This window comes from Pseudomonas sp. SED1 (assembly GCF_034044025.1).
GTDB lineage: Bacteria > Pseudomonadota > Gammaproteobacteria > Pseudomonadales > Pseudomonadaceae > Aquipseudomonas.
Window position 1 is genome coordinate 18,483 of the sequence record NZ_JAXCIS010000176.1, and the last position, 20,667, is coordinate 39,149.

Sequence of the window (20,667 nt, forward strand, 5' to 3'; positions counted from 1 at the left end):
AAACGCGCTCAACCGAAATAGTCGGGAAACTGATTCGGCCCCAAATACAGGAAGTTCGACGGGTTCAACTTGATTTCTTTGTTCATCTTCAGCTCAACGAACGGGCTGCCCGCCGTGATGGAACCCAGATCCTGCGGAACCTGATCCGTGCTGAATATCACCATGTAGTCGCCCCTGCCCACATAGCGTTCGTTCCCCAGGAACAACAGGTTTTCGACGTTTTCACCATTAAATTGCTGGCCGGGGGGGTTAACGTACACGCCGCCCTTCGAACCCGCGCGCGTTTCACCGCGCGCCAGATCGTTAATACCTTGCCCTTGAGCAATCGCTTCAGCGCCTTCCTTGCTGGTGTAGTGGATATAAACGGGTTGCCCGTTGTGCGTGCCCGAATCCACTGCCGACTGCCAATCTGGATGATTGACCAGTTGCTTATTCGTTGCAGAGAGTGGAGCAGAGCTGCCTGGCTGGCCCAGCAGCTTTTGCGCCTGAGGCTTGCCAGTCTTCTTTGGACCTAATCCTGACTTGACGCCACCCGGCAACCGGTTCAATCGCCATTCGCCGTCGCCCGCCGGCTGCAGGAATGCCACGGTCTTTTTGGTCTGCGGGTCAATGACCCGTACATATCCACCCTCGACCTTGTACACGGAGCTGATTTCGTACGGTTTGCTGACGCCGCTGCCATCGGTGTAACGCACATAAAACTGCTCGCCGACTTGATAAGTGCCGTCGCCCCGCATCGTACGGCCGCTGAGCAGGCTGTCAGGCACGGAATGGGCGCTGATGTCTGGCAATGAGCGGACTGAGACGCCCCCTGCCGGTACCTGGTGTGCCGCCGGCGTGGTCGTCAGCGGCACGACGACTCTACTTGCCGGCGCCGGGTTAAGGACCGGGCGCATAATTGGGCTGGCCTTGCTACCCGCGGCCATGCCGCTGCCGTCGCCATACCGGGCATAGATCATGGCAAGGCGGTTGGGTTTGTTGAGTACGTTGACGATGGATTGTCCCGGTGCCCGGATGACACGCAGCCCCGCCTTGGTCAGGCGGGTCGCGGTCGAAACGCCCTTTCCGACAATGGGCAGCAGGTCCATGAACATCGTGGCGACCTCGATGCCAAACAGGGTCTTGTTGTATCTCGATTCTTTAGCTACTTCATCTGAGCTGACAGATCCGACGTCCGCCTTATCGATCAGTATTTCCGTCAGTTGTTTGTACAGAGTGTCCTGTAAATTGCCCTGGATAGGCGTGAGGTAGGCGTTGCTACCCAACTCATTCACCCGTCCCAGCCGCCCCACATTTTCAACAATGCTCCCCTGGGCGATTGCACTCAAACCGTCCGGATTGAGCGGCGATGTTTTGCTACTTGCGTAGGTTCGCCATCCCGGTTCTTTGAAAAGCGCACTGAGCGCCGCCTGATTGGCGACTTCCCGAAAGGAGATCCCGTCGGGCGCATCCGGGCTATACAGCACAAGCGGCCCGTCCTGGCCGTTGCCAATGGCGACCACACCCTGAAGCTCCTGACCGTAGTGGCTGACGGTGTTTGCGACAACGGTCTTTCCATCCACTTGGGGCCGCGTGGCAGCGTCCGGAAAATCGAGCACGGCCCGGACCCATTCAGGTCCCGAGGAGCCTTGTGGATAAGCCTGCGGATTCAACTGCCCCAGAAACGCCTGCTTCTGCATGACATCCGACAGGTTGGCTTTCCATGCCGAGCGGAGTTTCCCCGGTGCTCCCGTCTGGGCGTCAGGCGCCATTCGTTCCTTGAGCAGGGTGATGTAGTTACCGCCCACATCCAGCTCATTCACCAGAGTCTTGAGTTCCTCGGTTCCCAACACCACAGGTTTTCCATCTGCCCCGAGCACCGGCTTGCCTGAAACATCGGTCAGCGTTGCGGCGAATTTCACCTCAACATGCTGGTGGCTTTCTGCGGCGGGCCATGCAGTAGGGTTTTTCAGAGCAAGCTCAATCAATGAGCTGTGCTGCCTGCTGACATTGCGCGCAACGTAAGCGCCTTGCCGACCGGTATGAGTCCTGGATTGTGTGGTGGTGGTGACCACGATCTTGTCCGGGTCGATATTTACCGTGGGGTATTTTTTCCTGAGCGCCGCCGCCAATTTGTCATGGGCAAAGCCCTGCAGTGAAGGAATCGCTTCCAGCAACGGCACCAGTGGCTGGAGGGATTGCTGCTCGCTCGCCTCCAGAGACTTGTATTCGCCCTCGTTCATGCGCGACAGGTTTTTCAGCCACTGCGGCTGTTGTTTGTCTTCAAGCCTTTCTCCCCGGGCAAGCATTGCGTTGCTGCCGTCCAGTTGAGTAGACCAATTGGCGGCGTTGTTCATGGCCAAGGCGATTTGTGGGCCGTTCATGTCGCTGGTGTCTGAGTGAGTCAGTGCATTCAGTTCGGCTTTTTGTCGCTCCAGAAGCTGAGGAATCGCTTCAGCAATCAAGTCCCCTGAGGTGGGAGCGAAACTGAGCATCAGGTCTTCGCCGCGTAAAGGCTTGCGCAGGTTTTCCGCCGACAAGGGCAAGCTCTGTGACAGCAGCTCTGCGCGAACGCCGCCTTTGTCAATTCGTTGCATCAGCGTCGACTGCAATTGGGCAGGGGTCGCGAACTCCTCAAAGCCCTCACCGGGGGTGTAGAGCACCACAGGTCCGTTGTCTTGGTTGGCAAGCATGTTTTTGTTGCCGTTGGGCCAGTGAGGCTGGGTTTGCAGGGAGCCATCGGAGGCGGTAATCATGAAGGCCCCGGCCAGGCGCGCGCCGTTCAGCGTCGTGTCATCAACCGTGAGCGGATATACACCGGGCCGCGCACCGTTGGGGAAAGCGCTTTCCCGGGACGCCAGGGTCGGATAACGGAACGCTTTGTCGATCAGCGCTTTGCTCGCCTGGCTCAGGGTACCGTCCTCCACGCGCAGGGCCGCTTGAGTGGAGAGCATTTGGCGGTGCAGGTTGATCAGTTGGTCTTGAGGCGGGCTGGGGTCTGTTTCGGTGGGGCGGGGAGACGTCCAGAATCGAGTGACTGCGTTGGCAAACAGCTCACCAATTTGCCCTACGGCGCCAGGCGTCTTGGCAACGTACTCCTGATACTCCTGCACAAATTGCTCATAGGTGGGCTGCTGGCTGATCAACCGGTTGATTTGAATGTTGAGTGAATTGTGCTGGCTGAAATAACCCTGTTGAGCAGAGGCGGGTCTACCAAAAGCATACTCGGCGACAGTGGCCGGACGAATGCTCCGAGCGACCGGTATAGCAGGTGCACCAGGGACGGCCTGGCCAGAAAATGACGCCGCGCTACTGAGCTGAGGCGTCTGGTTTTCAGCGGCTCGCTGGCCGTTTAAAGCTGAAGGAGGGGCAAGATCGGGCTGATACTCGGTATGACGTTTAACAATCATTGAATGGACCCTGTGCAAAAGGGAGTTAGTCCATTGTTACCCTTGTAAAAGAGATATCACTCCAGTGATGAATCAATCCGTGGTGTAAGAGCGCCAGCGGGTTCCGGTGGGTAAAGTGCAATGCATTACCGCAAGTGATTAGGCTTGGCCCCCGGGCTCAGCTACGATGAATGCTCATGGCAAGCGAGGGTTTTATCGTGTTCATCGGCGTTCTACTGATCATCACCTGGTTGATCCTCCTGCTGCGCTATCCGGCCAAGGCGTTGCCGGTTTCCCTTGCGGCCGCCATCGGCCTGGGTTTGGTCGCGGTAGGCGTAGTGTGGCTGGACAAGCGTGAGGCCCAACAATTGGCACGCCTGGAATTACGCACCGTCTACGCGCCTCAAGAATGCCCGGCAGACCGGCCACTCAAACTCACTCTGAACAACGGCAACGATGTGCCACTGACCGAACTGCGCTGGCGCGTCGCAGCTTATGCACCAGGCGACACCGTCAACCTGGCCGACAACGTCTACGCTGCCCCACGCTATCGCGGCCCCGGCGAACTGCAAGCCGGCGCCACCTGGGAAGACTGCCTGCCGGTACCGCCACTGCGCCCCGGCTATCGCCCGCAAACCCTGGAATTTCGCGCCGAGCATTTGCAAGGCAGCTTCTCCGACTAACAACAAAGGACTGATCCATGCCCAACGTACTCATCACCGGGTGTTCCAGTGGTATTGGCCGTGCCCTGGCGGATGCCTTCAAGCAAGCCGGTTTTGACGTGTGGGCCAGCGCCCGGCGCACTGATGATGTGACGGCACTTCGCGCCGCCGGATTCAACGCCGTGCAACTGGACGTCAACGACAGCGCCGCGCTCGCTCAATTGGCCGGCCAGATCGGCGAGCTGGATGTGCTGATCAACAACGCCGGCTACGGCGCCATGGGCCCGCTGCTCGACGGCGGCACTCAGGCGATGCAGCAGCAATTCGAGACGAACGTGTTTTCAGTGGTCGGGGTGACCCAGGCGCTGTTCCCGGCCCTGCGTCGTCGTAAAGGGTTAGTGGTGAATATCGGCAGCGTGTCCGGCGTGCTGGTCACACCGTTTGCCGGTGCGTATTGCGCCTCGAAAGCGGCAGTGCACGCCTTGAGTGATGCGTTGCGCATGGAACTCGCGCCCTTCGGCGTACGGGTGATGGAGGTACAGCCGGGCGCCATCGATACAAGTTTTGCGAAAAACGCCGGCACCCAGGCCGAGCTGTTGATCAATGAAAAATCGCCTTGGTGGCCGCTGCGCGAAAGCATCCGCGCCCGGGCCAAGGCCTCCCAGGATCGGCCTACGCCCGCCCGCGATTTTGCCGCGGATGTATTGAAGGCCGTGCAACAGACAACACCGCCGCGCCTGTTACGCTCGGGAAATGGCTGCCGGGCATTGCCGTTGATGGCGGCGTTGCTGCCCAAGGGTTTGCTGGAGACCGTCTTGAAAAAACGCTTTGGCCTAAGCGGCCAGCTGTAAGAGCCCCCCGCCTCACCCGTGGCGAGGGAGCTTGCTCCCGCTGGGCTGCGCAGCAGCCCCAAAACCATCCGCCCGAGTATTCCTGAAAGAATGCGCTGACCTTTTCAGGGGTGCTTCGCACCCCAGCGGGAGCAAGCTCCCTCGCCACACGGTTTCTCGACTGATCAGCCTTTCATGAAATCAATGAAGGCCCGCACTTTCAGCGGCAAATGCCGAGTATCCGGGTACAACGCATACACCCCCTGTGGCGCAAATCGATGACCCGGCAGCAGACGAACCAAACGCCCGGCCTCCAGGTCTTCCTGCACCAGCCACTGGGGCAGGATCGCCACACCATGCCCGCGCACGGCGAAGGCCTGGAGAATGGCGGCGCTGTCCGCAACCAATGAAGCCTTGCCAGGCCCCGGGCGATACAGGCGCTCGAGACCAGCCGGATCAACCACCGCCAACTCCGTCAGCCGCCCATGGCCCAGCTTGGGCAATTGCTCCAATTCATCCAGCGTGGCGACCCCGGCAAACTCCGGCGCGGCCACGGCAAAAATCTCGTAGCTCGACAGCTGCACCGCCCGGTGATTGGAGTCGAGCATCCGTCCCAATCGAATGGCTACATCAAACCGCTCGGAGATCAGGTCAGCGTGGCTGGAGGATGTGGATAACTGGACGTTCAATTCCGGGTGCAGGCCGCGAAAAGTTTCCAGTGCCGGCACCACCACGGCCAATCCGTATTCGACGGTGGTGGTGATACGCAACGTGCCTTTGAGCTGGCTGTGTTCCGAACGGGCTTCCTCGACCGCCAGCCGTGCCTCTTCCAGCATCCGCGTGCAGCGCAGGTAAAAGCGTTCACCGGCATCGGTCAGTGCCAGTTGCCGAGTACTGCGGGTCAGCAGGGTGACACCCAGTTCGGCCTCCAGGCGCTTGAGGTTGAAGCTCACCACCGCCCGCGTTTGCCCGAGGAAGTCAGCGGCTGCGGTCAATGAACCAGCCTCGACCACGGCCTTGAAGGTGTCGAATCGATCCAGGCTGACCATGGGCCACACCCTCCTTTGTCAAAATATTTTTGACAAACTAACAGTCAAACTGCTGTTTCCCAAGTACCTGCACCCGCCTACCCTGCCGCCATCCACCGCAGGAACAGCGCAATGACCTACCGCTCGAAAGTCACCTGGATCTTTCTACTGGGCTTCGCCCTCGACCTGGTGAACATGTTTGTCGCCACCATCGCCTACCCGGATATCGCCCGGGAGTTACACGCCTCGATCACGCAACTGGCGTGGATCGGCAACGCCTATATGCTCGGCCTGACCGTGGTGATTCCCCTGAGCGTGTGGCTGGCGGCCCTGTTGGGCGAACGACGCTTGATTGCCGTAAGCCTGCTGCTGTTCGGTGTGGCCTCGGTGCTGGTGGGCCAGGCCGCGTCGATTGAAACGTTGATCGGCTGGCGCCTGCTGCAAGGCCTGGGCGGTGGCTTGTTGATTCCTGTCGGCCAAGCCTTGGCCTATCGGCATTTTGCCCCGGCAGAACGCAGCCAACTGACGGCCAAAGTCATGCTGGTGGCGTTACTGATTCCGGCGTTGTCGCCAGCATTGGGCGGCTTGGTGGTGGACAGTGTGTCGTGGCGCTGGATCTTTTTCGCCAACCTGCCGCTGGCGCTGATCACCTTGATGTTGACGTTGAGCTGGCTGGAGGCGGACACGCCCGCTGCCACCCGCCCAACTCTGGATCTCGGCGCGGTGCTCGCGCAGATTCGCCGGCCAATGCTACGGGTCGCGATGTTGGTCTACCTGTTCATTCCGGGCGTGTTTATCGGCACCAGCCTGGTGGCGATTCTTTATCTGCACGGCCTCGGGTTTAGCGCCAGCCACATCGGCGCGCTGATGCTGCCGTGGGCGCTGGCCTCGGGGCTGGCGATTGCCTTGAGCAAAAAACTGTTCAATCGCTGCGGGCCTCGGCCGTTGCTGTTGGCAGGCATGCTGCTGCAATCCATCGGCATCCTGTTGCTGATCGAGCCACACCCGATAGTCGTGGTGCTCGCCTACATCCTGATGGGCCTGGGCGGCAGCCTGTGCAGCAGCACCGCGCAAACCCTGGCCTTTCTCGACATTCCGGCCGAGCGCATGGGGCATGCCAGCGCCTTGTGGAATATCAATCGGCAATTGAGTTTTTGCCTCGGTGCCGCCGTGCTCAGCGGGGTGCTGGCTGCGCTGGACTCCTTCACCGCGACCTTCGCGATTGCCGCAGCGTTGACCCTCATCCCCTTATTTGCAGTACTGTGCCTGGATGCATCCAAAGTACGGACACTGCTTCACCCTGCCAGCGAGCCCACACAATGATTGATTACCGTGATTTTTTTGATGAAGTGATCCAGACCCATGTCGAGATCGAACAATGGTTTGCAGGCGTTGCGCCCGAGGGAACACTGAACACCTTGTTGGCGCGCTTCTCCCCCGACTTCAGCATGATTGCGCCGTCCACCGGGACTCGGATGAACGCGGCCGGGGTCAATTACCTGTTCACCCGCCTGGGTGGCCAGCGTCCGGGGCTGAAGATAACCTTGAGCGAACTGACTGGCATTGACCGTCATGCACGTGGCGCGACCGTGACGTATCGCGAGCATCAGATCGATGACAGCGGCACCCAGACCGACCGCCGCGCCACCGTAGTATTCGAAAAACTGGCCAGCGGCGCCCTGCTATGGCGGCACTTGCACGAGACCTACTGCCAGGCCTGACTTCCCAAACAACAGAAATCAACTGTGGGGCTGCCTGCGATGCACCTCGATACACCTGAAAGCACTGAATCAAGTTGTGGGAGCGGGCTTGCTCGCGAAGGCGTGTGCCAGTCAATACATGTGGCGATTGATCCACCGCCTTCGCGAGCAAGCCCGCTCCCACATTGATCCGGTTCCTGCCAGGGAATTGAGGGTGTATCAAAGGTCGTCGTTAACGATCACGGTGCAGGTAATCCCCGCCGCCAACAGCACGCCCTCCGGCACTTCATCAATGTGGATCCGCACCGGCACACGCTGGGCCAGGCGCACCCAGTTGAAGGTCGGGTTCACATCGGCGATCAGCTCGCGGCTCTCCGGGTTGTCCCGGTCGTAGATCCCGCGCGAGATGCTTTCCACGTGGCCCTTGAGGGTCTCGCCGCTCATCAACTGCATGTCGGCTTTATCGCCGACTTTGACGTGGGGCAGCTTGGTTTCTTCGAAGAAGCCGTACACCCAGAACGAGTTCATATCCACCACCGCCATCTTCGCCTCGCCAATACGCGCGTAGTCGCCACGGTGCACGTTGAGGTTGGTGACGTAGCCGTCCACCGCCGCCACAACCTGGGTGCGCTTGAGGTTCAGTTCGGCTGCTTCGAGTTGCGCCAACGCGTGCTGGTAATCCGCCAGGGCCGAGTCGGCGATGTTGCTGGCGTCGTCGCGGTTTTCCTTGGAGATCACCAAGGCGTCGAGGTCGGCGCGACGGTGGGCGTTGACCTTGCGCATCTCCCAGGTGGCCTTGCGGGAAGCCACCAGCGATTGCGCCTGCTTGACGGCAATCTGGTAGTGCTCGGGGTCGATCTGCATCAGCAGGTCGCCCTTTTTCACCAACTGGTTGTCACGCACCGGGACATTGACCACCTCGCCCGTAACGTCGGCAGCGACGTTAATGATGTCGGCGCGCACGCGGCCATCGCGGGTCCACGGGGTTTCCATGTACTGCACCCACAGCGTACGGCCAATCCAGATCGCCAGGGCCAGTACCAGCACGGTCGCGAGCAGGCTGAAAAATTTTTTCATCGGGGCATTCTCAACGGTAGACGGTCAGCGCCAGGGCGCCGAACAAGCAAGCGAACAGGCTCAGGCGCAGCAGCGCCGGGTGCCAGAAAAAACGGTACAGATCAAAGCCGGCCAGAAACCGGTCGAGGGCCCAGGCCACGCCCGCCGCGATAAAGAACATCAGGGTCATGGTGGGCATATAGACGCCGTGGAAGGCGATTTCACGAGGCATGAGCGGGTCCTTCGGACTTGAGTGCAGCCAGGGGTGATTGCGGGTCCAGCAATGAGGTGCGGATAAAGTGCAGGTAGCTTTTCACCCGGCGCAGGGCCGAGGTGTCGAAGTGCGGGGCGAAGGGTTCGTCGGTGGCCTGCACCCGGCTGATCGCATGGTCCACGGCGATCAGACTGCGCTCCAGGTTGCTGGCGCTGGGTTGCAGGAACAGCCGCACCAACGAGCGGCCCATCACCCGGATCGCCTGGCGCCACGGCTGGGATTCGGCATACGCCGGGTGTACCGGCAAGATCGCCTGTTCCTTGCGCAATTCGATGATCGCGTGGCCGACTTCCAGCACCACGAACATCCAGCGCAGCAGGTTGCGTTGCACCTGGGGTTGCCCGGCGGCGAAGCCGTAGGCCTGGTGCAGCAGGTCGCGGGTGCGGCTTTCGAAACCTGACGCCAGGCCCTTGAGCTTGCCGCTGATGGCGAACACCACTTGCTCGCGCAGGTCCTGCTCCAGCCGGCGCCACAACCAGCGGCTGTTGGGCGGCAGGATGATCGCGCCCGCCGCCGCACACACCAGCATGCCGATGACCATCGCGATGTAGTCGTTGATGAAGGTGTAGGGGTTATAGATCGTGAGGTTGTCCGGCACCGAGCCGGTGCTGAAGAAAATCAGCAGCCCGACGCCGACCCCGGCGTACTGCGGGCGTGAAGCCAGGAACGAACCGAAGATGATCACCGGGGCGAGCATCACGCACAGCAGCGGGAAACCGTCGATCCAGGGGAACACGAAGAACATTTCGACAAAGCCCACCAGCGCCCCGATCAAGGTGCCGCAGGCCATTTGAAACGCCATGCGCTTGGGGTTGGGCGTGGCGGCCGACAAGCCCACCGTGGCCGCGGCGATCAGGGTCATGGTGGCGCCGCTGGGCCAGGCCGTGGCCACCCAGTAACTGCCGAGGACGATCAGGATAAATGAAGCGCGAATCCCCGAGGCGGCGCAGGCCAGCCAGTTGGTTTTCGGGGTATAGGGCTCGTCCCAGTGTTCGCGTTCATGGCTGTGATCCGCGAGGGACGCGTGGGTCTGGGCGTAGTTGTGCAAGTCGTCGACGAAACGGTACAGCAGCTCATAGGCAGTGTGAAAATCCAGCTGCTCGGCGTCACTGGGCTGACTTTCCTGGAAGCTCGTCCGCAGGCTGCGCACCTTGGCGGGCAGGCCTTCCTTATAGGCGTTCAACTGATTGGCCAGGCGCGCCGCATCGGGGCTGGTGAGGGCGCGGCCGGAAAAACCATCGAGCAATTCCGCGAGGTCTTGCAGGCCGGGCTTGATAGCGGCCACCACGTGATCGGCCTCTTGGCTGCGCAGGCGTTCCAGCAACTGGTGCAAGGCGTTGAAGCGAGTGGTGATGCTCATGAACTCACTGTTCAAGCGCGTCAGCCGGCCATTGCGCCGACGCATGTGCGGGTCTTCGAACACGGTGATGCTGCGCAGCCCTTCCAGGCCCACGGCTTCGGCGATAAAGCGCACGTTGCTGCGCTCAAACCCTTCACGCTCACTGCGACCGCGCAGGCCGTCGGTGACGAACAACGCAAACACACCGAAGCGCTGGTACAAGGCGTTGCGCATGGCGGCGCTGGCGGTTTGCGGCAGGATCGCTGCGCTGACCAGCGTGGAGCAGACAATCCCCAGGGAAATTTCCAGGACCCGCCACACCGCCGCCATGAACGCGCCGTCGGGATGAGCCAAGGCTGGCAAGCCGACCATCGCGGCGGTGTAGCCGGCCAGCACAAAACCATAGGCGCGAAAGTTGCGATTGCGGGTAGCGCCAGCAGTGCAGATGCCGACCCAGATCGCCAACGAACCGAGGAACAGTTCAGTGTTCTGCGCGAACAACGCGATCAGAAACACCATCACCGCCGAGCCCGCCAGGGTGCCAAGGAAGCGGTAAAAACTCTTCGCGAATACCTGGCCGCTCTGCGGCTGCATCACGATAAATACCGTGATCATCGCGGTGCGCGGCTGCGGCAGTTCCAGGCGCATGGCCAGCCACAGCGTCAGGAACGCCGCGATCAGCACCTTGAAGATATAGACCCAGGTCACGCCGTCACTGCGTGCCCAATCGAAAAAACCACGGCGCCACTCGAGGGAGTGCAACCAGCGCAGCGGTGCAGGCAAGGGAGTCATTGCATCCTACTCAGTGATCAAACACGGCGAGGGCCGCCGGGGTCTTGCTCGGAAGAGTCTTGCTGTCCAAGGGTACGTCGCTGCCGGCACCGAGGCCGCCGCCCAATGCGGTCACCAGTTCGGCATGGGCACTCAGGCGCGCGGCCTGCACCTGTTGCTGCACCTGCTGCTGGCGGAACAACAGGCTCTGGGCATTCAGAACGTTGAGGTAATCGGTGAGGCCGCGCTGGTAGGCGATCATCGCGATGTCGTAGGTCTTCTGCGCGGAAGCCACGGATTCGGCGGCGAAGGCCTGCTGCTTGTCCATCGACTCGCGGCGGATCAACTGGTCGCTGATGCCCTTGAGTGCATTGACCAGGGTCTGGTTGTAATGCGCGACGGCGATGTCGTAGCCGGCGCTGGCTTCACCCAACTGCGAGCGCAGGCGGCCGCCGTCGAAGATCGGCAGGCTGATGGCCGGGCCGGCGCTGTAGTTGAGCTTTTTACCCGTGAGGAAGCTCAGCATCCCGCCGCCGGTGGCGACGTAGCCGAGGCTGCCCACCAGGTCGACGTTGGGGTAGAAACCGGCGTGAGCCACGTCAATGCCACGGGCCTGGGCCGCGACTTGCCAGCGACTGGCAACCACGTCCGGGCGCTGGCCGAGCAGTTCGGCGGGCAAGGTCGACGGCAATTTCAGCGGTGCACCAAGGGACAGCGTGGGCCGCTGCAACTGCGCGCCCTCCCCCGGCCCCTTGCCCGCCAACGCAGCCAGTTGATTACGGCTCAGGGCGATGGCCTCATCCAAAGCATCCAGTTGCCGATGGGTTTCCGGCAGTGGCGTCTCGGCCTGGCTGACTTCAAAGTGGGTGCCGATCCCGCCATTCAGGCGCTTTTGCGCCAGGTCGAGAATCTGTTGTTGCTGGGCCAGGGTGGCGGCCACGATATCGCGCTGGGCGAAGTGCAACGACAGCTGGATATACGCGCGCACCACGTTGTTCTGTAATTCGAGCTGGGCCTGACGCGCTTCGGCGGCGCTCATGTGGGCCATGTCCACGGCACGCTCGGTGGCATTGCTTTCGCGGCCCCAGAGATCGAGGGCATAGCTCAAGCCCAGGGAAGCGTTGTTGTCCCAGGTGGTGGAATTGTCCAGCGCGCCCGGGCCGTAGAATTGGTCGCTCGGCCAGTTGTGGCGCTTGAGCGTGGCGTCACCATTGACCTGCAACGACTCGGCCGACTCGGCGATCCCGGCCATGGCCCGGGCTTCGCGCACACGAGCGGCGGCCATGGCCATGTTCGGGCTGCCTTGCACGGCGAGGTCGATCCAGTGGTTGAGTTGCGGGTCGCCGTAGGCTTGCCACCATTGCGCGGTGGGCCAGTGGGCGTCCTGGGCGGCGGTTTTGATCGCTTCGTCGGTGGCCAATGAATTGGCGACGAGTGACTGGCCTTGAGGGGCAATTCCTCCGGTTCCGATGCAGCCGCTGATTGCTAACGATAAGGCCCAAACACTGAGAGTCTTCAGCTCTCTGCTGATGCGACGCGGCACTGCTGCGAATTCCTGAGAGGGTGTTGCGGGGAAGGTGGCGCAATTCTAAGGGCCGGGCCGGATGGCGATAAGGTGGGATTCTTGTGAATCTTTGTTACCGTTCAGGCGATAATCCGTTCGTAGGTTCATTATTCGCTCTGCAAAAAAAAGAAACTTCGTGTCACAATTTGCCATCTCCCAGAGAGCACCCCATGGACACTTTGCAAAACATGCGCGCCTTCAGTTGTGTGGCCGAAGCCGGCAGCTTTACCGCCGCCGCCGTGCAACTGGACACCACCACGGCCAACGTCTCGCGCGCGGTCTCTAACCTTGAGGCCCATCTGCAAACCCGTTTGCTCAACCGCACCACCCGCCGCATCGCCCTGACCGAGGCCGGCAAGCGCTATTTGCTGCGTTGCGAGCAGATCCTGGCGTACGTCGAGGAAGCCGAGGCCGAAGCCAGCGACGCCCACGCCCGCCCGGCCGGGCAACTGAAAGTGCACACCATGACCGGCATCGGCCAGCACTTCGTGATCGATGCGATTGCCCGCTACCGCCGCACCCACCCGGACGTGACCTTTGACCTGACCATGGCCAACCGCGTGCCGGACCTGCTGGACGAGGGCTACGACGTGTCCATCGTGCTCGCCAGCGAACTGCCGGATTCGGGTTTTGTTTCGCAACGCCTGGGGATAACTTACAGCATCGCTTGTGCGTCGCCGGCTTACGTCAAGGCCAATGGCTGTGCACAACGGCCCAGCGACCTGCTTAACCACGCCTGCTTGCGCCTGGTCAGCCCGGTGATTCAGCTGGATAAATGGTCATTCAACGGCCCTGAAGGCCAGGAAAGTGTCGCCATCAACAGCTCACCGTTCCTGGTGAACTCGGCAGACGCGATGAAGACCGCCATCACCAGCGGCATGGGCGTTGGCCTGTTGCCGGTGTATGCGGCAATTGAAGGGTTGCGCAACGGCACGCTGGTGCGGGTGATGCCCAACTATCGCTCCCAGGAACTGAACCTGTACGCCATCTACCCGTCGCGCCAATACCTGGATGCGAAGATCAAGACGTGGGTGGAATACCTGCGCAGTTCCCTGCCGGAGATCATGGCCGCGCATCAGGCGGAACTGGCGGCCTATGAGCTAAGTGGCAGTTTGGGCGGGGTTCGGCTGAGTAACTGAGGGTGATCAGCCGTTACACCGGCAGCGTAATGCCAAAGGTATTGCCGCCGCCCTCGCTGCGCACAAACACATCCCCGCCGTGCATCAGCGCGATCGCCTTGACGATCGCCAGCCCCAATCCGTGATTCGCCCCGCTATTGCTGCGAGACGCATCCACCCGGTAGAACCGCTCGAACAACCGGGGCAGGTGCTCACCGGCAATCTCATCACCCGGGTTGGTCACCCCGATCGCCACGTGATCTTCCAGCACGTCGATCTTCACCTCGATCACCTGCCCAGGCAGTGTGTGCTGCACCGCATTGCTCAACAGGTTGATCAACGCCCGGCGCAAATGCGCCTTCTCTATCTGCACCTGGGCATCGCCGCTCACGCGTACCTGCACCTGGGCGTCTTCGAGGATGAAGTCCAGGTAGTCCAGGGTGGTCGCCACTTCGTCCGCCAGTGAACTGCTGATCAACTTGGTGGCCTTGCTGCCCTGGTCGGCGCTGGCCAAAAACAGCATGTCATTGATGATCGAACGCAGCCGTTCCAGCTCTTCGAGGTTCGATTGCAGCACCTCGAAGTAATGCTCGGCCGAGCGCCCACGGGTCAGTGCCACTTGGGTCTGGCCAATCAGGTTGGTCAACGGTGAGCGCAGTTCATGGGCCACATCGGCGTTGAACGACTCCAGGCGCGAATAGGCTTGCTCCACCCGGTCGAGGGTCGAGTTGAAGGAATTGACGAACTGCTTCAGCTCCGGCGGCAACGGCGACAGTTGCAGGCGCCCGGAGAGTTTCGGCGGCGCGAGTTTCTGCGCCTCATCCGACAGTTTGATCAGCGGCTTGAGGCCGATACGTGCGACCCAAAACCCCAGCAGCGACGCCAACACCACGCCGACAAACGCCAGGCTGATCAGCGCCACCAACAGTTGATGTTGGGTGGCGCGGAAGTTCTCGGTGTCGACCCCGATCATGAAGCGCAGCGGCGGACGCTGGTCCTTGGCCGGGAACTGGCTGACCAGCACTCTGAACGGATGATGATGGCCCGGCAGGTGCAAATCGCGCTTGCCGGTCGGGCCTTCGGCGAAGGCCCGAATCTGCGCGTCCGGGTTGCCATATTCGTAGGTCGGATCGCTGCTCACCACCCAGAAGCGGATGCGTTTGTCTTCCTCACCCAACAGCTTGAGCTTGGCGGTGATCTTCGCCCAGTGATCCGGCGTACCAAAACGGTTCACCGAAGACTCCAGCACGCTGTAACGCGCATCCAGCTCGGCACCGGGCAACAGGCCCAGGCCTTTGTCCACCTGCTGGTACAGCGCGCCGCCAATCAACAGGAAGATCAGCAGCGCCACCAACGTGAACATGCCACTCAGGCGCAGGGCGATGGAGTTAGCCGACACTGCGGTTCTCCAGCACATAACCCATGCCGCGGATGGTGTGCAGCAGTTTCTGTTCGAACGGCCCGTCGAGCTTGGCCCGCAGGCGCTTGATCGCCACTTCCACCACGTTGGCGTCGCTGTCGAAATTGATGTCCCAGACCATTTCCGCAATCGAGGTCTTGGACAGGATTTCACCCTGGCGCCGAGCCAATACGCTGAGCAGCGAGAACTCCTTGGCGGTCAGGTCCAGGCGAACGCCGTTGCGGCTGGCCTTGCGACTGATCAGGTCAATCCACAGGTCGGCGATGGTCACCTGCACCGGCTCATGCCCGCCGCTGCGACGGGTCAGGGCCTGCAGGCGCGCCACCAGCTCGAGGAACGAGAATGGCTTGCCGAGGTAATCGTCCGCCCCTTCGCGCAGGCCGCGAATGCGGTCTTCCACGCGCTCGCGGGCGGTCAGCATGATCACCGGCGTTTGCTTGCGCGCCCGCAGTGCACGCAACACGCCAAAGCCATCCAGGCCGGGCAGCATCACGTCGAGCACGATCACCGCGTAATCGTTCTCCAGGGCCAGGTGCAAACCCTCGACGCCTTCACGGGCGACGTCGACGGTATAGCCTTGCTCCGTCAGGCCGCGATGCAGGTAGTCGGCGGTTTTTTCTTCGTCTTCAATAATCAGTACACGCATGAGCCTTTTGTTCCAGGACGGGGCCTCAGCCTCAGAGTGTGGTTGCCAGCTGGGGAGCTGGTTTGGGTCTATGGAAAAACTTCTCAAGGTACAAGTATATGACCGGCGTGGTGAACAGCGTCAGCGCCTGGCTCACCAGCAACCCGCCCACCACCGCGATACCGAGTGGCTGGCGCATTTCTGCACCGGGGCCGGAGCCCAGCATCAGCGGTACCGCACCCAGCAACGCGGCGAGGGTGGTCATGATGATCGGCCGGAACCGCGTGACACAGGCTTCATAAATCGCCTCTTCAGGCGGCAAGCCGCGTACGCGCTGGGCATCCAGGGCAAAGTCGATCATCAGGATGCCGTTCTTCTTCACGATCCCGATCAGCAGCACCAGGCCGATCAGGGCCATGATCGAAAAGTCCTGGCCCATCAGGGACAGCATGATCAACGCGCCCAAACCCGCCGACGGCAAGGTGGAGATGATCGTCAGCGGGTGCACGAAGCTCTCGTACAGCACACCCAGGATAATGTAGACCGCCACCAGTGCCGCGAGGATCAGCCAGGGTTGGCTGGCCAACGAACTCTGGAACGCCTGGGCCGCGCCCTGGAAGTTACCGATGATGGTAGTCGGCATGCCGATTTCGTTCTTGGCCTGGTTGAGCATGATCACCGCATCCCCCAACGCGACGCCCGGCGCCAGGTTGAACGACAGGTTGGCCGCCGGGAACATGCCGTCATGGCTGATGGACAATGGCCCGACGGTAGGCGGGTCGACCTTGGCCACCGCCGACAGCGGCACCATCTCGTTGGTCAGCGGCGAGCGCAGGTAGAAGTAGTTCAGGCTTTCGGCCTTGCCGCGTTGCTGGGTGTCCAGCTCCAGCACCACCTGGTACTGGTTGATCTCGGTCTGGAACTCGTTGATCTGGCGCTGGCCGAAGGCGTCGTACAGCGCCTGGTCCACATCGGTGGCGGTGAGACCAAAACGCGCAGCGGCCTGACGGTCAATGCTGATGTGGGTGATGCTGCCACCCAGCTGCAAGTCGTTGGACAGGTCGCGGAACGCCGGGTTGGCCCGCAGTTTTTCGGTGAGGCGCTGGGTCCAGGTATTCAGGGTCGGGCCGTCGTTGCTCTTGAGCACGTACTGGTACTGGGCGCGGCTGGGGCCGGAGCTTAAGTTGATGTCCTGGCCGGCCCGCAGGTACAGCACGATGCCCGGCACTTTCGCCAGTTTCGGCCGGATCCGGTCGATAAACTGGCTGGCCGACACGTCGCGATCTCCGCGATCTTTTAAAGCGATCCAAAACCGGCCGTTGGCGATGGTCTGGTTGCTGCCGGTCACGCCCACCGAATGGGAAAACGCTTCCACCGCCGGGTCATCCTTGACGATCTCGGCGATCGCCTTGTGCTTGGCGACCATGTCCGGGAAGGACACGTCGGCCGCCGCTTCGCTGGTACCGAGGACGAAGCCGGTGTCTTGTACCGGGAAGAACCCCTTGGGGATAAACACGTAGCCGACCACGGCCAGGGCCAAGGTCACCATGAAGATCGCGGCCATGGTGCGCTGGTGGGCCAACGCGCGGCGCAGATTGCGCGCATAGCCTGCAAGCAGGCGTTCGCTGAAGCCGGGTTTGTCGTGGCCGTGATGGGTCGGGGCGCGCATGAACAACGCGGCCAGGGTGGGCGCCAGTGTCAGTGAGACCACCACCGAAATCAGGATGGTGGAGGTGGCCGTCAGTGCAAACTCCTTGAACAACCGCCCGACCACACCGCCCATGAACAGCAGCGGAATAAACGCCGCCACCAGCGAGAAGCTGATGGACACCACGGTAAAGCCGATTTCCCCCGCGCCCTTGATCGCCGCTTCGCGCTTGTCGAGGCCCGCCTCCAGATGGCGGTGAATGTTTTCCACCACCACGATGGCATCGTCCACCACAAACCCCACGGAGATCACGATCGCCACCAGGGTCAGGTTGTTCAGGCTGAAGCCCATCAGGTACATCAGCGCAAAACTGGCGACCAGCGACACACCGAGCACGCTGGACACAATCAACGTGGCCGACAACTGGCGCAGGAACAGCGCCATCACCGCCACCACCAGCAGGATGGCGATCAGCAGGGTCACTTCCACTTCATGCAAGGACGCGCGGATGGTCTTGGTACGGTCGGTCAATACGCTGACCTGCACCGAGGCCGGCAACATGGCTTGCAGGCGTGGCAGCTCGGATTGAATGCGGTCCACGGTCTCGACGATATTCGCCCCGGGCTGGCGGGAGATCACCAGGTTGACCCCTGGCGTGTCGCCGGACCAGGCCTGCACGTAGGCGTTTTCCGAACCGTTGACGACTTTGGCGATATCCCGCAGTTGCACGGGCGCCCCGTCCTTGTAGGACACGATCAGTTGGGCGTAATCCTCGGGATGGAACAACTGGTCGTTGGTCGACAAGGTCGACACGCTGTTTTCGCCGTAGATCGCGCCCTTGGCCAGGTTCAGGCTCGATTGCTGGATCGCCAGGCGCACGTCCGCCAGGGTCAGGCCGATGGCCGCGAGTTTATCGGCTGACGCCTGCACCCGGATGGCCGGGCGTTGCTGGCCGGTGATGTTGATTTGGCCTACGCCGTCGATCTGGCTGATCTGACGGGCCAGCAGGGTTTCCACGTAGTCGCTCAGTTCGGTGCTGGGCATGCTGTCGGAGCTGACACTGAGGATCAGCACCGGGCTGTCCGCCGGGTTGACCTTCTTCCAGGTCGGCAGGCTTGGCATGTCGCTGGGCAGTTTGCCGGACGCGGTGTTGATCGCCGCCTGCACTTCTTGCGCGGCGGTGTCGATGCTCTTGGTGAGGGTGAATTGCAGGGTCAGGAGGCTGGAGCCCAAGGCACTGCTGGAGGTCATCTGGGTCATGCCGGGGATGGCGCTGAATTGCACTTCCAACGGCGTGGCCACGGAGGACGCCATGGTGTCCGGGCTGGCGCCGGGCAGCGTGGCGCTGACCTGGATCGTCGGAAATTCAGCTTCCGGCAGTGGGGCGATGGCCAGTCGTGGGAAGGCAATCATCCCGAGTAACACCAGGGCGAAGGTCAGCAGCAAAGTGGCGACCGGATGGTCGACGCACCAGGCCGACGGCGAACGACTGCCACTCATGGCTGCACCTTGGCATCAACGGTCTGGATCACCTGCGGCGGCTCCTTGAGCACGTCGACCTGAGCGCCTGCCTTGAGCCGTGACTGGCCGTCGCTGACCAGCACGTCGCCGGCCTGCACGCCCTGGAGGATGTTCATGTCGCTGTTCTGATACAGCACCTGCACCGGCACCACCTCTACCTTGTCACCCTTGAGCCGGTACACGAAGTGCGAATCCAGCCCGCGTTGCACGACGGTGGGCGGTACCACCAGGGCGTTCTTGTGCAGGGCGGTCTGGATCCGGATTGTCACCAGTTGCCCCGGCCAGAGTTTTTGCGCGCCGTTGCTGAACTCGGCCTTGGCGCGGATGGTGCCGGTGGTGCCGCTGATCTGGTTGTCGATCAGGCTCAGGCGACCTTCGCCCAGCAGGTCGCCGGTCTGGCCGTCGGTGTCGGCGCCCATGTAGGCGTTGACGTCGGCGGGCAGTTGCGCGGTGATCAGGCGTTGCAGAGTCGGCAGCATTTGTTGCGGCAGGGAAAACTCGACGGCAATCGGGTCGATCTGGGTCACGGAGAACAAGCCCTGGGTGTCGCTCATGCGCAGGAAGTTGCCTTCATCCACCGTGCGAATCCCGACGCGACCGGTGACCGGAGAGCGAATCTGGGTGTATGAAAGCTGCACCTGCGCCGAATCAATAGCGGCCTGGTTGCCTTGGGCCGTGGCCTTGAGCTGGTTGACCAGGGCTTGTTGCTGGTCATAGGTCTGCTTGGATACGCCGTCGTCGATGCTCAGTTCCTTGTAGCGCTTTAGGTTGACCAGCGCGACTTGCAGTTGCGCCTGGCTTTCCCCGAGTTGCGCCTTGGCCTGGTCCAGGCTGGCGCGGATCGAGCGGTCATCAATGGTCGCCAGAAGGTCACCGGTCTTCACCAGTTGACCTTCCTTGACCAGCAATTTGGTGAGGATGCCGTCGATTTGCGGGCGGATCACCACGCTGTGCAACGACAGCACCGAACCAATGCCGCTGACAAAACCCGGAATGTCCTGCTGTTTGACGCTGATCACACGCACCGGAATCGCTGCCGACGCGGTCAGTTTGGTCTTGGCCGGGCGGGTCACCACCCAGGTAACCACGGCCAATACCACAAGGACGCCCACGATCAAGGCCGTTTTTCGTTGAATGTGCATGGGGTGAGGCGCCAGGGCAAAGGATCGGAAGAATGAAGGTTCTTTATAGCCCGCCAACCCGGTCAGCAAAGTGACTGCTAACTGACAGCGCCGTCAGTAAAGTCCGACCATTCGTACGAGCAGTGGTTAAAGATCCGAGGCACGCAGGTATACTGCCCGACGGTGTGGCCTGCAAGTCGGGCCCGCGTCATTTTCAGTACTCCCCGGAGCTTCCATGAATTCCCCGACACAACCCGCTGTTGAAGCGGTCGACATCGACCAACAGGCCAATCCTGACAGCGTCGAAGGCGAAACCAAGGCCGAGATCCCGGCATTCAAGTTTCCGTTCAAGCCGGGCGAACTGGCCGGGGCAAAAAACGCCAGCCAGCCGTGGTACAAAAACGGCGCGAAGAACGGCCACACCAAGAGCCCGGGCATGGCACCGCCCGGCACCCGTCGCTCCATGGGCAAGCGCTGACCGGTAATAAATCCTTCGCAATGGAGATTTATGCCTACAACAGTTACTGACGTTTCGCCTTGTAGGCCTGCGGCCAATTCTTGAAAGCTTGCACGCACCCGCCAGCCCCGACTTTTTCGCTCTGGGCTGGACGTGGTGCAGCTG

The 20,667-nt window shown here is 61.5% G+C and carries 16 protein-coding genes; 6 read left to right on the top strand and 10 right to left on the bottom strand.

The window, feature by feature from the left end; all coding sequences use genetic code 11:
* Window positions 1–8: 8 nt before the first annotated feature.
* On the bottom strand, window positions 9–3,389 hold the full coding sequence (locus tag SNL23_RS21970; RefSeq protein ID WP_318303500.1) for a dermonecrotic toxin domain-containing protein: 3,381 nt from the start codon (window positions 3,387–3,389) through the stop codon (window positions 9–11).
* 197 nt (window positions 3,390–3,586) lie between these two features.
* On the opposite strand from SNL23_RS21970, the gene SNL23_RS21975 reads away from it, so the two are divergent.
* Together SNL23_RS21975 and SNL23_RS21980 are read left to right on the top strand one after the other, a co-directional pair.
* The gene (locus SNL23_RS21975) at window positions 3,587–4,051 is read left to right on the top strand and encodes a multidrug transporter (RefSeq protein ID WP_167663427.1); all 465 of its coding nucleotides are present in this window, start codon (window positions 3,587–3,589) and stop codon (window positions 4,049–4,051) included.
* A gap of 17 nt (window positions 4,052–4,068) precedes the next feature.
* A complete protein-coding gene (locus tag SNL23_RS21980) occupies window positions 4,069–4,881 on the top strand; it encodes an SDR family oxidoreductase (protein WP_167662868.1) in 813 nt (270 codons plus the stop codon).
* A gap of 164 nt (window positions 4,882–5,045) precedes the next feature.
* Here the strand turns inward: SNL23_RS21980 and SNL23_RS21985 are convergent, their stop codons facing one another.
* Window positions 5,046–5,909, bottom strand: coding sequence for a LysR family transcriptional regulator (locus SNL23_RS21985; protein WP_076014365.1), 864 nt, complete (start codon window positions 5,907–5,909; stop codon window positions 5,046–5,048).
* A 111-nt stretch (window positions 5,910–6,020) separates the two neighbouring features.
* On the opposite strand from SNL23_RS21985, the gene SNL23_RS21990 reads away from it, so the two are divergent.
* Both SNL23_RS21990 and SNL23_RS21995 read left to right on the top strand, forming a co-directional pair.
* The gene (locus SNL23_RS21990) at window positions 6,021–7,211 is read left to right on the top strand and encodes an MFS transporter (protein WP_318303501.1); all 1,191 of its coding nucleotides are present in this window, start codon (window positions 6,021–6,023) and stop codon (window positions 7,209–7,211) included.
* Window positions 7,208–7,609, top strand: coding sequence for a DUF4440 domain-containing protein (locus SNL23_RS21995; RefSeq protein ID WP_076014367.1), 402 nt, complete (start codon window positions 7,208–7,210; stop codon window positions 7,607–7,609). Before SNL23_RS21990 ends, SNL23_RS21995 begins: the two co-directional genes overlap by 4 nt.
* A gap of 198 nt (window positions 7,610–7,807) precedes the next feature.
* Here SNL23_RS21995 and SNL23_RS22000 read toward each other — a convergent pair whose 3' ends face one another.
* The 4 genes from SNL23_RS22000 to SNL23_RS22015 are packed head-to-tail and all read right to left on the bottom strand — an operon-like array spanning window position 7,808 to window position 12,571.
* Window positions 7,808–8,665 carry an HlyD family secretion protein gene (locus SNL23_RS22000; protein ID WP_318303502.1) on the bottom strand — a complete coding sequence of 286 codons (858 nt, stop codon included), beginning with the start codon at window positions 8,663–8,665 and terminating at the stop codon, window positions 7,808–7,810.
* 10 nt (window positions 8,666–8,675) lie between these two features.
* Entirely contained in the window at window positions 8,676–8,876 is a 201-nt protein-coding gene (locus SNL23_RS22005) for a DUF1656 domain-containing protein (RefSeq protein WP_076014369.1), read from the bottom strand.
* Complete coding sequence (locus SNL23_RS22010) at window positions 8,866–11,049, bottom strand: FUSC family protein (protein ID WP_318303503.1); 2,184 nt, start codon at window positions 11,047–11,049, stop codon at window positions 8,866–8,868. The genes SNL23_RS22005 and SNL23_RS22010 overlap by 11 nt, the downstream gene beginning before the upstream one ends.
* A 10-nt stretch (window positions 11,050–11,059) precedes the next feature.
* Window positions 11,060–12,571 carry an efflux transporter outer membrane subunit gene (locus SNL23_RS22015; RefSeq protein WP_318303504.1) on the bottom strand — a complete coding sequence of 504 codons (1,512 nt, stop codon included), beginning with the start codon at window positions 12,569–12,571 and terminating at the stop codon, window positions 11,060–11,062.
* Window positions 12,572–12,762: 191 nt separating this feature from the next.
* Here SNL23_RS22015 and SNL23_RS22020 point away from each other — a divergent pair, with 191 nt between their 5' ends.
* Entirely contained in the window at window positions 12,763–13,731 is a 969-nt protein-coding gene (locus SNL23_RS22020; protein WP_003216257.1) for a LysR family transcriptional regulator, read from the top strand.
* Between the two features lie 13 nt (window positions 13,732–13,744).
* On the opposite strand, the gene SNL23_RS22025 is transcribed toward SNL23_RS22020, so the two are convergent.
* Genes SNL23_RS22025 through SNL23_RS22040 form a run of 4 tightly spaced genes read right to left on the bottom strand, consistent with a single transcriptional unit; the run spans window position 13,745 to window position 20,066 of the window.
* The gene (locus tag SNL23_RS22025) at window positions 13,745–15,109 is read right to left on the bottom strand and encodes a heavy metal sensor histidine kinase (protein ID WP_318303505.1); all 1,365 of its coding nucleotides are present in this window, start codon (window positions 15,107–15,109) and stop codon (window positions 13,745–13,747) included.
* The gene (locus SNL23_RS22030; RefSeq protein WP_003216255.1) at window positions 15,099–15,776 is read right to left on the bottom strand and encodes a heavy metal response regulator transcription factor; all 678 of its coding nucleotides are present in this window, start codon (window positions 15,774–15,776) and stop codon (window positions 15,099–15,101) included. Before SNL23_RS22030 ends, SNL23_RS22025 begins: the two co-directional genes overlap by 11 nt.
* A gap of 31 nt (window positions 15,777–15,807) precedes the next feature.
* Window positions 15,808–18,903, bottom strand: coding sequence for a multidrug efflux RND transporter permease subunit (locus SNL23_RS22035; protein ID WP_318303507.1), 3,096 nt, complete (start codon window positions 18,901–18,903; stop codon window positions 15,808–15,810).
* Window positions 18,900–20,066, bottom strand: coding sequence for an efflux RND transporter periplasmic adaptor subunit (locus SNL23_RS22040; protein ID WP_318303508.1), 1,167 nt, complete (start codon window positions 20,064–20,066; stop codon window positions 18,900–18,902). Before SNL23_RS22040 ends, SNL23_RS22035 begins: the two co-directional genes overlap by 4 nt.
* A 214-nt stretch (window positions 20,067–20,280) precedes the next feature.
* Here SNL23_RS22040 and SNL23_RS22045 point away from each other — a divergent pair, with 214 nt between their 5' ends.
* Complete coding sequence (locus tag SNL23_RS22045) at window positions 20,281–20,523, top strand: hypothetical protein (RefSeq protein WP_003216247.1); 243 nt, start codon at window positions 20,281–20,283, stop codon at window positions 20,521–20,523.
* The last annotated feature ends 144 nt before the right edge of the window (window positions 20,524–20,667 follow it).

Bases quoted from the DNA above. Each gene is read 5' to 3' on its own strand.
- SNL23_RS21970 (WP_318303500.1), bottom strand. From the start codon at position 3,389: ATGATTGTTAAACGTCATACCGAGTATCAGCCCGATCTTGCCCCTCCT.
- SNL23_RS21995 (WP_076014367.1), top strand. From the start codon at position 7,208: ATGATTGATTACCGTGATTTTTTTGATGAAGTGATCCAGACCCATGTC.
- SNL23_RS21990 (WP_318303501.1), top strand. From the start codon at position 6,021: ATGACCTACCGCTCGAAAGTCACCTGGATCTTTCTACTGGGCTTCGCC.
- SNL23_RS22010 (WP_318303503.1), bottom strand. From the start codon at position 11,049: ATGACTCCCTTGCCTGCACCGCTGCGCTGGTTGCACTCCCTCGAGTGG.
- SNL23_RS22030 (WP_003216255.1), bottom strand. From the start codon at position 15,776: ATGCGTGTACTGATTATTGAAGACGAAGAAAAAACCGCCGACTACCTG.
- SNL23_RS21980 (WP_167662868.1), top strand. From the start codon at position 4,069: ATGCCCAACGTACTCATCACCGGGTGTTCCAGTGGTATTGGCCGTGCC.
- SNL23_RS22045 (WP_003216247.1), top strand. From the start codon at position 20,281: ATGAATTCCCCGACACAACCCGCTGTTGAAGCGGTCGACATCGACCAA.
- SNL23_RS22000 (WP_318303502.1), bottom strand. From the start codon at position 8,665: ATGAAAAAATTTTTCAGCCTGCTCGCGACCGTGCTGGTACTGGCCCTG.
- SNL23_RS22040 (WP_318303508.1), bottom strand. From the start codon at position 20,066: ATGCACATTCAACGAAAAACGGCCTTGATCGTGGGCGTCCTTGTGGTA.
- SNL23_RS21985 (WP_076014365.1), bottom strand. From the start codon at position 5,909: ATGGTCAGCCTGGATCGATTCGACACCTTCAAGGCCGTGGTCGAGGCT.
- SNL23_RS22005 (WP_076014369.1), bottom strand. From the start codon at position 8,876: ATGCCTCGTGAAATCGCCTTCCACGGCGTCTATATGCCCACCATGACC.
- SNL23_RS22035 (WP_318303507.1), bottom strand. From the start codon at position 18,903: ATGAGTGGCAGTCGTTCGCCGTCGGCCTGGTGCGTCGACCATCCGGTC.
- SNL23_RS22020 (WP_003216257.1), top strand. From the start codon at position 12,763: ATGGACACTTTGCAAAACATGCGCGCCTTCAGTTGTGTGGCCGAAGCC.